This window comes from Microvirga yunnanensis (genome assembly GCF_025460875.1).
This window is the reverse complement of sequence record NZ_JAMXFI010000199.1, coordinates 1-11,709: the sequence shown is the minus strand read 5'-3', so window position 1 is coordinate 11,709 and position 11,709 is coordinate 1. Positions and strand designations below refer to the sequence as shown.

At 59.8% G+C, this 11,709-nt stretch carries 10 protein-coding genes and 2 pseudogenes; 4 read left to right on the top strand and 8 right to left on the bottom strand.

Annotated features, from left to right (window positions below):
- The 4 genes and pseudogenes from NF876_RS42740 to NF876_RS42725 all read right to left on the bottom strand — a co-directional run.
- Positions 1-205, bottom strand: a pseudogene (locus tag NF876_RS42740) (transposase); the annotation flags it as partial.
- A gap of 75 nt (positions 206-280) precedes the next feature.
- Positions 281-445, bottom strand: coding sequence for a hypothetical protein (locus NF876_RS42735; RefSeq protein WP_162820627.1), 165 nt, complete (start codon positions 443-445; stop codon positions 281-283).
- A gap of 22 nt (positions 446-467) precedes the next feature.
- Positions 468-1,004: an ImuA family protein gene (locus NF876_RS42730; protein ID WP_262273689.1), complete on the bottom strand. Its 537-nt coding sequence runs from the start codon at positions 1,002-1,004 to the stop codon at positions 468-470.
- 812 nt (positions 1,005-1,816) lie between these two features.
- Entirely contained in the window at positions 1,817-3,163 is a 1,347-nt protein-coding gene (locus NF876_RS42725; protein WP_210805394.1) for a sigma-54 interaction domain-containing protein, read from the bottom strand.
- Positions 3,164-3,332: 169 nt separating this feature from the next.
- Between NF876_RS42725 and NF876_RS42720 the strand changes: the two genes are divergently transcribed.
- The 3 genes and pseudogenes from NF876_RS42720 to NF876_RS42710 all read left to right on the top strand — a co-directional run.
- A complete protein-coding gene (locus NF876_RS42720; RefSeq protein ID WP_247654161.1) occupies positions 3,333-4,181 on the top strand; it encodes an alpha/beta fold hydrolase in 849 nt (282 codons plus the stop codon).
- Positions 4,182-4,217: 36 nt separating this feature from the next.
- Complete coding sequence (locus tag NF876_RS42715) at positions 4,218-5,843, top strand: MFS transporter (RefSeq protein ID WP_262273688.1); 1,626 nt, start codon at positions 4,218-4,220, stop codon at positions 5,841-5,843.
- Positions 5,844-5,932: 89 nt separating this feature from the next.
- Positions 5,933-6,136 (top strand): annotated as a pseudogene (locus tag NF876_RS42710) (ISKra4 family transposase); the annotation flags it as partial.
- A gap of 256 nt (positions 6,137-6,392) precedes the next feature.
- On the opposite strand, the gene NF876_RS42705 reads toward NF876_RS42710, so the two are convergent.
- From NF876_RS42705 to NF876_RS42690, 4 genes are all read right to left on the bottom strand, one after another.
- Complete coding sequence (locus tag NF876_RS42705; protein WP_373696803.1) at positions 6,393-6,878, bottom strand: GNAT family N-acetyltransferase; 486 nt, start codon at positions 6,876-6,878, stop codon at positions 6,393-6,395.
- A gap of 730 nt (positions 6,879-7,608) precedes the next feature.
- Positions 7,609-8,541, bottom strand: coding sequence for a pantoate--beta-alanine ligase (gene panC, locus NF876_RS42700; protein WP_210805400.1), 933 nt, complete (start codon positions 8,539-8,541; stop codon positions 7,609-7,611).
- 8 nt (positions 8,542-8,549) lie between these two features.
- Entirely contained in the window at positions 8,550-9,428 is an 879-nt protein-coding gene (panB, locus tag NF876_RS42695) for a 3-methyl-2-oxobutanoate hydroxymethyltransferase (protein ID WP_114947380.1), read from the bottom strand.
- 370 nt (positions 9,429-9,798) lie between these two features.
- Positions 9,799-10,164 carry an integration host factor subunit alpha gene (locus tag NF876_RS42690; RefSeq protein WP_210804895.1) on the bottom strand — a complete coding sequence of 122 codons (366 nt, stop codon included), beginning with the start codon at positions 10,162-10,164 and terminating at the stop codon, positions 9,799-9,801.
- A gap of 482 nt (positions 10,165-10,646) precedes the next feature.
- Here NF876_RS42690 and NF876_RS42685 point away from each other — a divergent pair, with 482 nt between their 5' ends.
- Positions 10,647-11,681: an IS630 family transposase gene (locus NF876_RS42685; RefSeq protein WP_262273686.1), complete on the top strand. Its 1,035-nt coding sequence runs from the start codon at positions 10,647-10,649 to the stop codon at positions 11,679-11,681.
- The last annotated feature ends 28 nt before the right edge of the window (positions 11,682-11,709 follow it).

Genomic DNA, 11,709 nt, shown 5'->3' with positions numbered 1-11,709 from the left:
GAGCCCGGCTGAGCACGCGATGGTCGTTGACGAAGTGGCGCTCGCGGCTGAGGCCGCAGATGCGCAAGATGCTGGTCACGGTGCGCTTGCCGGGGGCCAGGATGGCCCCGACGAGCAGGATTTCGGCGTGACGCCACGTCCGGTGGCAAAACAGCGGGGCAAAGGCTACAATGATCGCGGCGAAGCGGGCGGGCAGATCCGGCATGGCGGTGTCTCTTGGCGGAAACGCTGCCAGTCTACCGCATCGTTCGCTTCGCCGCCCTCGCTCCCACATCACCCGTCAGAAATGGCCAAAGTCGAGCTTAGGACCGGCGTTGATAATGTGCAGATCGGGGACCATGGCCTGGGCTTTGACAACAGCCATTCCCTCGATCAGGCCGACCTTTTGAGCGGCCGGACAGGCCGACGCAATCAGCCGGCGTGAGCCCTGCTTGATCACGGTCACAAGCGGCTTCTCGCGCGGGGGATCACCGAACTTGCGCCTGTTCCTGTCGGTCGGCCAGGTCGGAAGGTAGAGCGAGACGACCCTGCGCATCGCAGGCCTCCAAAATCCAGGAACGGGGATCCGCACCCCGGCAGCGCACGAGTTCAACCTGCCAGCGGCCGCGTTTGAGGCCGCCAGCAGGAACAACCTCTGACGGGACCGGCGACACACGCCATCGCGTCGCGGCAGCGGTGGGAAGCTTGGTCAGGTCCCTCTGGGCGGCCGTCCACCAGCGCCGGATAACCAGGGCGGGAACGCCTGAAGCCTCCGCGGCCACGTGCAGGCGACGGGAGGCGGTGAGGCCGAGCCGGGAGACTTCACCGACGACGGCGCCGAGGTCTTTCTGATGGAGGCCCTCTTCGATGAGGGGCAGGGCATCGGCATCACGGCAGGTCTCGGCGTAAATGACACTATCCGGATGAAAGCCGACCTTCATCAGGCCAGGTGCGAACAGATCGCGCCGGGTCAGGCACCAGAGCACCGGGCCTTTGAGGCGGGCGGCAATCCTGGCTGCGAACAACGTGACGGTTCCAGCGAACTCCGAAGCGGGTCCTTCCTTGATCACCTTGTGCAGGGATCCAAGGGTAAGCCCTCTCCCGGGCAGGTGCCGGTCGAGCACAGGGACGCCAAAGGGCAGGGACTTGCGTGAGCGATGAGCCCCCCAAGCCTCTCGATCTGGCGCCTCAAGTCGTCGACGACTTCGCGCAGGGTAACCATCGGTCAAGCTCACCTCCCTCCTGCGTCAAAATAGAGCAAAACAGGAACACAGCGCAGAGTGGCTGCGGCGTGGCCCGGTGGCTGCCACCGTGACGGGGCATAGCAGGCCGGTCCGGAGCTGGGAGTGCCAACCGCTCGGATCTCTGCAGGCCCAGGGTACTGAGTTTGGTGGTTTCCGACAGCTTCAGCGAGGTCGCGGCGGTCCGCGCCCTCTGCCAGATCTTCAATCGCAAGGACCGGCTCAGGCAGAATGGCTGCGGCAGGTGCTCGGGGCCGCTATTCACCCCGCTGCAGCGTCTCCCTTCATCCCAAGCCTTTGTGAATGCAGCCATGGCCAGAAGCGGCTGAGGTACGGACCCGGAGCCGCTTGAGATCGAACACCTGCGCGTCGGGAGGCTGGTCGCGCTCAGGCCCAGCCAACCTCTGGATGTCCCGCTCTTCTGGCAGCAGAGCCGCATTGTGAGCCCTGTGCTGAGCCAGGTGACGCGTGCTGTCGTGCACGAGGCCCAAAGAGTGCTCGCTAAGGTCTGCTCGTGCATACGGACTGGTCGCTTCAACCCTTCTCATTGGCACGTGGTCGTGGAGAAGTGCCCCGTCTAGAAGGCGCTTTCAGACTTACCTTGTTGATTTGATAATTCTGTAGAGTTGCGCGCGGCTGATGCCGAGCAAATCCGCCGCACGTTGTTTGTCGCCGCCTGTTTTCCTAAGAGCATCCTCCACCTCGGAAAGTTTCTGACTTTCAACCTTTTTCCTGAGAAACGCGTCGGATTGGGCAACAACCGCCGGGGAGGCATGAGCGGTGTCGCCGGAGAGTTGTATCTTGCCTGTCACCAAAAAGCGGAGAAGCACGCTCTCCAGCTCGCGCACGTTTCCTGGCCAAGTATGGGCTAGCAGGCGTGTCATGTCCGCTGGAGAAGGTCTTTGTACTTTCTTGCCTAGCTGATTGGCTACACGAGCCAGCAGCGCCTCGATGAGAAACGGCTGGTCGTCCCGCTCTCGCAGGGCGGGCACATGGACTGGCAGAACATCCAGTCGATAGTAAAGGTCGCGGCGGAAACGCCCACCATCCACGAAACGAACCAGCGGCTGGTTGGTCGCGCATATAATCCGCGCATCAACACGGATAGGGGACGTGCCTCCGACGCGGACAATCTCATTTGACTGCATAACACGCAGCAGGCTGCCCTGCAGATGCGGCGGCATGTCACCAATCTCATCAAGTAGCAACGTTCCCCCGACAGCAAGTTCAAACTTGCCTGGCTTGCCCCGGCTGCGCGCTCCTGTGAAGGCTCCTCCTTCGTAACCGAACAGTTCAGCCTCGATCAGCTCGCTCGGAATTGATGCACAGTTGATCCATACAAATGGCCCGGCACTTCGATGGGAGAGAGTATGGATCGCCTGGGCGGCCAATTCCTTTCCGGCACCGGTCTCACCTGTAATCAGGACGGGAACTTCGTGCTCAGCCGCAAGACGCAGCGTGTCCCGGTAGGCGGCTATCCGCTCTCCTTCTCCAAGAATATCGTCAAGCGAAAACTGTGCTGCCCAGGTTTGATCGCGCTGGTGGATTGCCAACCCGGCCTGCGCCATGCGGCTGTAGGTCCTCTTGAGGGCCTCCACATCGGAGAACAACGCCATTCCAACGGCGCCGATGATTTGGCCGTCCTGATAGACCGGCACCTGTTTGGTCACCAGCTTATGGCCCCGTACCTCGAGCGGGTATCCGACATGCGTGCCCTCCCCGCGGGCAACGAGGTGCAGACGGGTCTGGGACCCAACGACATCAGTGATATGCCGGCCGATGAAATCGACCTCATCTCCTCCTAGAAGTTGGCAATAGGGTTGATTGATCAGGACGATTCTCCCGGACGTGTCTACGACCACAAGACAGTCAGACACATGGTCAAGGACCAGGCGCAGGAACCGCGCCTCCGAGGAAGCCTCGAGCCAATTGGGCAGCGCCATTTCTCAGATTCTGGAATCCGTGTCTCAATATTGAGAATATAGCTTCCTCACTGGCGAGAGTCAAAATGAATATGCCGCGGCTCCCGCTGAAATAAGCGAACTAAATGAATAGCATAGGCAAGCCACAGTTTCCCTTGGGCGTCTTGGCACGGGATTTGCACTATGGCGGATGTCGAACATCGCAGGAGGTGCGATAATGATAGACTGCCAAGAACTGACCATTGGGGACACTGTGGTTCACGTGTCTGGATCAGGATACCCTCTCATCTTTGTGCATGGTTTCACCACGACCGCTGAGTTCTGGCGCGAGCAGGTGGTGGAGTACTCGAAAATGTACAAGGTCGTCAGGATCAACCTACCTGGGCATGGAGTTTCGCCTCGTCCTGAGAGACGGCGCTACACGATCGAGGCTTTCGTCGAAGACGTAGAACGGGTCTATCGGCACTTGGCACTTGATGAGGCCTTCCTAGTCGGCCTGTCGATGGGCGGAACCATTGCCCAGAGCTTTGCAATACGATTCCCCCACCTCGTGCGTGCTCTCGTGCTTGTTGGTGCAACATCACACGGGCTTGGACCTGATGTGAACGTCGACAACGTTCTAAGAGCCATTGAAAGCTTAGGGGTCGTGCAGGCTAGCAAGAGCGTGATTGAACGCTCCTTTGGCTCGTCGGCGCCCCTAGCTTTGATCGATTTCGCAAAGCACGAGGTTGCGCAGACACCAGACTTCGTGGCCCGTGAGGCGATTGCCTCTCTGAATGCCTCTGATACACGCGAACTCCTAGACCATATTTGCATCCCCACGTTGGTCGTAGTTGGCGACGAAGACGCCATAACTCCACCCCAGGAGGCAGAGCTTCTCGCCGCCGGAATCCCAGGCAGCGAACTCTTCATCATTCGGGGCGCTGGTCACTTCCCGATGCTCGAACAGCCGGACATGTTCAATCGTCGGCTGAGCGCATTTCTTGAGCGACATCGCGGTGACGCCACGCGCGTCGATGGGATAACAGCGTCAGCGTAGGCAACCCGCAACAATAAGCCAGTTCTGGAGGAAACAATGTCTTTACAAGCTGTGACTCATCTAGGCGCACCTGGCGCAACCATGCATCCTGCAAGAGATACCAAACGTGTCGTTTTCGCCGCCGCTCTGGGTACTGTGTTTGAATGGTATGACTTCTTTGTTTACGGGAGTCTCGCTGCATTCTTCGGATCACTGTTCTTCCCGAAGGGGAACGAGACGGCGGCATTGCTTGCGGCGTTGGCTACTTTTGGAGCGGGTTTCGTCCTTCGGCCCTTTGGGGCCATTGTTTTCGGGCAGCTGGGCGACCTTATTGGACGTAAGCACACCTTTCTCGTGACCATGCTCGTCATGGGCCTTGCGACGGCAGCCGTCGGCTTGCTGCCGACATTTGAGACGATCGGCTGGTGGGCGCCTGCTACCCTCGTTGCTTTGCGTCTGTTGCAGGGGCTGGCAGTCGGTGGTGAATTTGGTGGGGCCGTGACTTATGTCGCGGAACACTCTGACCCGAGGAGGCGCGGTTTCACGACGAGTTGGATTCAGATCACCGGAACGCTCGGACTGTTCTTGTCCCTCCTCGTGATCCTTATCTGCCGTCAGTCCATGTCGGCCGAGGCTTTCGTCGCGTGGGGCTGGCGTATTCCGTTTCTGGTGTCGATCGGACTGCTTCTGGTCTCGCTGTACATCCGGCTCAAGCTGGAGGAATCGCCGGTCTTTCAGCAAATGAAGGCCGAAAAGAAGACGTCCAGCAATCCAATTGCTGAAACCTTCGGCACGCGGCAAAACCTACGCATTGTCCTGATCGCAATTTTCGGCATCGTGGCCGGTCAGGCAGTCGTCTGGTACACGGCGCATTTTTATAGCCTGTACTTCATGACCTCGACCTTGAAGATGAGCCACGACCAAGCCTACATGTATCTGTTGATCGCACTGCTGCTCGGAACACCTTTCTTCCTTTTCTTCGGGTGGCTTTCGGATAGGATTGGCCGCAAGCGGATCGTGCTCACAGGCTGCGCGCTGGCAGCCCTGTTGTTTGTTCCTTTGTTCCATGGGCTTGTAGCCTACGGCAATCCGGCGCTTGCCGAGTTCCGCGCCAAAACCGTCGTGCACGTGCAGGGCAGTGATTGTCAGGACAATCAGTCAATCCTTAAGCAGGTTTTCCAGCCTACGGCCACAAACACCTGCACGCGGGCAAAATCTTTTCTCGCTGGCAACGCGGTACCCTTCGTTGTGATGTCAGGTGGCCCCGCGTTGAGGGTCAGTGTCGGTGAGCAGATGTTTGATGGATTTGACGAGGCGGCGTTACGGGCGGCTTTGCTGGCACGGGGTATGCCGGTCGATGCTGATCCAGAAAATATCCATGGTCCAATGGTGGTCGCGATCCTGTTCGTCATGGTCCTCATGGCAACCATGGTCTACGGACCGATGGGTGCTCTCCTTGTCGAACTTTTCCCGACGCATATTCGCTACAGTGGTGTGTCCGTCGCGCTCCAGTTCGGCAATGGGTGGATTGGTGGGTTCGCGCCATTCATAGCAACTGCCGTTAACGTAACGACCGGGAGCAACTTTGCTGGCCTCTGGTATACAGTAGCCGTAGCCGCCGCAACTGTTGTGATCGGGGCGCTGCTTTTGCCCGAGACAAACCGGAGGGATCTTGAAACTTAGTACTCAGTTTTGGAGGCGACCGCTCGCCCTGAGATACGAAAGGATGGCGGACGATGCGCCGCCATCCGCGCTGGCTGATTGCGGGAATTTACATCGACAGCAACGAGCCGAGCCTGATCAGTAATGGCGAGCGCCACCGGTCGTGTGGATGGATCTCGTTGGCCTTTGTCGAGGTTACGAAGAATGCTGTGATCAGCAATCGTTTTGCCAAAACGCAGCAGATGCAGTGGAGCCGACGCGGGGCTCATATGCTCCTGCAGACCCCGACCAGTGCCTTGGAAAGCTCGCTTCGAGCAGCTCAGGATCATTGAGCGAATGGCCCCCCAGGTTCTGTTGCGCTGTCATCGCTCACGTCTCGCACTCTACGGCTCGGTCGTGAGCCGAGACCGTGGGAATCATCGACACAAGGTCCGACCAGAACCATTCTCGCACGAACGGCAGCGCGTAATCGGGGCATTTTGGGGAGCGAAGGATTCCCTCAGGGGCTTGTCTATGACTTAACCCATTGACAGAAACGAGGAGTGCGAACACGCCGTTGAGATCGGACTTTCAACCAGCGCGACGGAGCATGGGTGTGATTGGCGGCGAATTCCCAACCTGGATAGTCCCGAGAACCTGGAATCCATGCCGCTGGTAGAGCGGGATGTTCTTTGGGTTCGAAGATTCCAAGTAGGCTAGCGTGCCGTCCTCGTCACAAAGCCTGAGAGCATGCTTCAACAGGGCTGAGCCGTAACCCTTGCCCTGCTGTGCAGGATTAACCCCGATCAACGGCAAGTACCAGTGCGGCTCATCGGGCTGCACGCCCGGCGCCAGCCACAAAGCGGCGGCTTGTGCATCGCCGATGAAATGGGCCGTGCGCCGCTCAACGGCCGGGCCTCCAAAGATCCAGACAAGATCAGGGAAGTGCTTCAGATAATTCTCAGGGGCGGGATAGGTCCAGCGAGCGGCAGGGTCCACACTGAAAGCGAGAACGATCGCCGCAACGAGGCGGGACTGATCATCGATGCCTGCTGTCTGAACAGCAGCATCTGCCAGGGTGGAACTGCGTGGAGAGCCTCTATTCGCATTGCCCGTTCGAGCTTCAGCCGAGAAGTGGCTCCCGGGGCTGTTTGCCTGGCTCGGCATCAGTCTCTCCATCAAAACCGCGGTCAAAGACCAACCGGGAAAGTCGTTATCACGCCTAAGACGACCATCCGGCGCGTCTGAGAACAAATCTAACCAGGAGATTCGTTGCCCCAATCTGCCCCGGTAACCGCCAGCGCTGCTCCGAAACTGCTGAGAACTACGGCAGTGTGCTCCAGGATGAATTCGGGGCGTGGATCCTGGGGTGAGTCGCCAAGCGGTGCGAGAGTTAGAGGTGCCCCCCTCGGGGAACGCGCGGAGTGCGCCGAGAGCGTGCGACGGAAGGGATTGAGCGGCGCAATGACGGTGCCGAACGGAACTTCCTTCGTTTTGAGACAATCATTCACTGCCGCTGTCAGGCCCTGCGGGACAAACCAGTTCTCGGCCATTGTGAGATGCAGGGTATCACGCATGAGTTGACCCTTCCGATAATGAATGGTTGTGCCTGGGGCAGGTTCGAGAGCCATTACCACATTGTCGGGGGCGACCTAAGGCGAGAGCCGTTGACGGATCTCTGCGGTGATCGGCCCTTGGGACAGACCATGCTCCTCACACCAGGCCAGGAGCGTTTCCGTCGTCGTCGCACCAGAAGTCGGCCGGGTGCTGAGGTCGTAAGTAACAGCATGGGGCATGGAGCGGAGTGTCATGATGGCTGCGGCCCTTCCGCACTCATTCTCGCCTGGCGGCCGATCACATGCGAGGTCAACTCGAGTTCACGATCAGCCAGAGGTTTCGGCGGGATCAGGAGAACATTGTCGATCAGGCGCGTAGGTCCGACATAGGCGGCCACGCACAGAGCGGCTGGCTCCCCGACCAAGCCTTGGACAGCGTCCAAGGTCTCGGCATTCCGCAGCTCGAGATACTGCAGCTGGTCGACGTCGGTCATGACAGCCCGGGCGATCTCGATCAGGCGCTGGCTGTGGCGCTCCCCCTCCCCGTACGCAGCTTCCGCGGCGAGCAGGCCGCGGCTGAGGCAGAGCGCTCTCGTACGATCGGTCGGGCCGAGGTAGCTGTTACGGCTGCTGAGCGCCAAACCATCTGGCTCGCGCACGGTCGGAACCGTGACAATCTCGATAGGTAGGTTCAGATCCCGCACCATCTGCCGGATTACGGCGCATTGCTGAAAATCCTTCTGGCCGAAAAAGGCAACGTCCGGCTGGACGATGTTGAACAGCTTGCTCACCACGGTAGCCACGCCGCGGAAGTGTCCGAGCCGGACAGCGCCGCACAGCGGCTCGGCCACAGCGCCGGGCTCGACAGAGGTCTGGAAGCCGGGTGGATAGATCTCAGTGGCATCGGGCAGGAAGATCATGCTCACGCCCGCCTTGCGGCAGAGTTCGTGATCCTGCTCTATGGCCCGCGGGTAGCGGTCGAGGTCTTCGTTGGGGCTGAACTGGGTAGGATTGACGAAGATGCTGACCACGGTGATGTCGCAGCGGGCGACGCTCTCGTCGATGAGCGCCCGATGGCCCTCGTGCAGGAAGCCCATAGTCGGCACAAAGCCGACCCGCAGGGTGGAGGTTCGGTAGCCGCGCAGGCATTGGGTCAGGGGTTTGATCGTGCGGTAGGTGAGCATCAATGACCTCACGAGCGGGTGGAAAGATACGGTGTCCAGGCAGAAACTGTCGCCTGAACATCGGCCGGCAGGGCATAGGCCTCGGCAGAGGAAGGGAAGGTCCCGCTGCGCACGTCCTCGGCCCAATGAGCCAGGGCCTGCTGCAGCAGGTGAAAGCCATCAACATAGGTCCGGACGAACTTGGGCCGGTGCCCCTGCGTCAGACCGAGTACGTCATGCAGGACGAGCACCTGGCCGGAGCAGTGTGGTCCGGCTCCGATACCGATCGTGGGAATGCCCAAGGTCTGGGTGATCCGCGCCGCCAGCTCTACGGGGATACCCTCGAGCACAAGGGCAAAGCAGCCGGCTTCCTGGAGTTTGTGAGCGTCCTCTAGGATCCGGACTGCGTCGGCGGCTCCCCTTCCCTGCACCTTGAAGCCGCCCATGGCATGGATGCTCTGCGGGGTCAGACCAAGATGACCCATCACGGGGATCTCGCATTCCACGAGAGACCGGATCGTCTCGACCCGCTTGGCGCCGCCCTCCAGTTTCACGGCGGCGGCCCCGCGCTGGAGAAAGCCACCGGCGTTGCACAAGGTGTCTTCGAGGCTGAGATGGTAGCTAAGATAGGGCATGTCGGCCACGAGCAGAGCACGTGGTCTGGTCCGAGCCACCGCTTCGAGATGATGGTTCATCATGGCCATGCTCACCGGGAGCGTATTGTCGAAGCCGAGACAGACATTGCCAACGCTGTCGCCGACGAGGATAATGTCGACAATCGGATCAGCCAAATGCGCCGTCACGGCGTCATAAGCTGTCGTCATTGTTACCCGCTGACCATCACGCACCTGCTGCTGTAGCAACGGGATCGTAGTCGGCTGCTTGTCCATTGAAAGATGGTGGCTCATGAATTTCTACGCATTCTGGACATGAATGGGACAGTCCGTTTCACATTGATCAACAAGGCGGAGCCGATGTATCCCTGCAGCGGCTCTAGCTTCGGCCAAGCCGATCATTATTCTAGCGCTGAAGAGTCTTGCCGCACCCATGGTTGGCCGCTATCCACGTGACATGAGCCGGTTTCTCAGCGATGCGATCGCCGAAAACAGGACAGCGCCACTGATCACTCCGAACAGTGATGCTCCAACAACATGCGTGTAGACATTCTCCGGGATCTGCATCGAGAAAGAGGAATAGATCTGATGGACAACGCTCGCTGCGAATCCGGTTAGCCCGCCATAGCGCGAGCTGGCTGAGATACTCCAAGACTGCATTGACCTAAGATCCTGTGCCGTAGTGAGCGACCTTCCAACCATCAGCATCCCGTGCGTGGAGGCCGCTCCGTGGAGGTGACGCTCGGTTCAGCCGCGACTTGAGAACAGGCGAAGCGCTAAATTGGATGACCCCGCGAGGTTCAATGGGAACCTCCACCCCAGACTTAGGATTGCGTCCTAAGCGCTTGGCCTTCTTGCGCACCCTGAAAATACCGAATGACCAGAGTTTGACGTTTTCGCCGTCTTCCAGCGCGGTGGAAATCGTCTTGAGGACCTGATCAACCAGGTCTGCGGCATCATCCATTGTGACAAAGCCCTGTTGGTACACGGCTCGGGTCAAGTCGGCGCGCGTTACGCTCTTGCCTGCCATCAGCGCACTCCGGTCAGGTTGGAAAAAGGGCTGCCGTCGCAACCAGCCCAAGTTTGGGAGGAGCGACATACTCAGAGAAGCGAAACACAAGCGGGCTGTGGTTCGTGTACGTTCTTTAGCACATGTAGTCGGCATTTAAAGTCTTTGTCCGTTATGTAATCGATTTCGTAATTTATAACATCGGCTTACTGAGTGAGCTGTCGCCTGACAGACACACCTGCAATGCGTCTCGTTACCGAAACAGCCAAATACGACGATGCAGCGATAGGTAGTCCGTGCCACTTCAGGAATTCCAACGTTGAAATAGAATCCGCACCATCCAAGAGTCAGCGCTTCGCCATTTAGGACGAGGCCACGCGCGACACGGTGTGTGCTAGATTCAGGTATCAATGATGTCAGACAGCGCTTCAGACGGTTTCGGGAATTATTGATCCGGCTTGGGTGATCTTGAAATCTGCGGCTGGTCGATCCAGTTTGGCGGGATGAAACATGTTGACATGCGCAAGCTGCCAGCAGCCGCGCAAGAGGAGCGCCGCCGGCAGGTCGTCGGACTGCGCGAGAGCGGCCTGACCTATGAGGCCATCGCGGCGCAGGTGGGCCTGACCCGGACCGGCGTCTTCGATATCTGCCGCCGCTTCGGCGAGCAGGGTTTGGCCGGATTGGCCAGTGGGCCGCGGGGCCCGACACCCGGCACGGGTCGGTTTCTCGAGGCTGAGCAGGAAGTGCAGGTCCGCGCTCTGATCAGCCGGCACACGCCCGACGAACTGGGCCTGCCCTTCGCCCTGTGGAGCCGAGCCGCGGTGCGAATGCTGATCGAACGGCATTGTGGCGTCCGGCTGGCAGTGCGCACGATGAGCACCTACTTGGCGCGCTGGGGCTTCACGGCCCAGAAGCCGCTCCGGCGCGCCTATGAGCAGTTGCCGAAGGTAGTGCGGCGCTGGCTGCGGCAGGACTACCCGGCCATCGTGGCGCAAGCCAGACGGCAGAAGGGCACGATCTTCTGGGGGGATGAGACCGGCCTACGCTCTGATGATGTACGCGGCCGCAGCTTCGCCCCACGCGGCCGGACGCCCGTCGTGCGCCCCAGCCACAAGCGCGCGGGACTGGGGCTGATCTCGGCTGTGACCAACAAGGGCGAGTTGCGCTGGATGGTGCTCGATGGCGCCATCAAAGCCCCGAGCCTGATCCGCTTTCTCGGGCGGCTCATCCAGGAGGCCGACGGCAAGGTGTTTCTGATCTGGGACAACCTGCCGGTTCATCGGGCCCAGACGGTGCGGGACTGGTTGGCCGCGCGCACGGAGCAGATCGAGGTCTTCTACCTGCCCTCCTATAGTCCTGAGTTGAACCCGGACGAGGGCCTGAACGCCGACCTGAAGCAGGCTGTGACGCGCAAGCCGCCCGCCCGCGGCAAACCCGAACTTGAACGTACCGTCATCAGCCATATGGGCCGGCTCGCCAAGTTGCCCAACCGGATCCGCAGTTTCTTCGGGCATCCGTCTTTCCGTTATGCCGCGTAGTTCAAGATCGCCCCAGCCGGATCAATAA

Coding starts and splice junctions, on each gene's coding strand:
- NF876_RS42715 (WP_262273688.1), top strand. CDS start 4,218: ATGTCTTTACAAGCTGTGACTCATCTAGGCGCACCTGGCGCAACCATG.
- NF876_RS42720 (WP_247654161.1), top strand. CDS start 3,333: ATGTCGAACATCGCAGGAGGTGCGATAATGATAGACTGCCAAGAACTG.
- panC (WP_210805400.1), bottom strand. CDS start 8,541: ATGCTCACCTACCGCACGATCAAACCCCTGACCCAATGCCTGCGCGGC.
- NF876_RS42725 (WP_210805394.1), bottom strand. CDS start 3,163: ATGGCGCTGCCCAATTGGCTCGAGGCTTCCTCGGAGGCGCGGTTCCTG.
- NF876_RS42690 (WP_210804895.1), bottom strand. CDS start 10,164: ATGGCAGGCAAGAGCGTAACGCGCGCCGACTTGACCCGAGCCGTGTAC.
- NF876_RS42685 (WP_262273686.1), top strand. CDS start 10,647: ATGAAACATGTTGACATGCGCAAGCTGCCAGCAGCCGCGCAAGAGGAG.
- panB (WP_114947380.1), bottom strand. CDS start 9,428: ATGAGCCACCATCTTTCAATGGACAAGCAGCCGACTACGATCCCGTTG.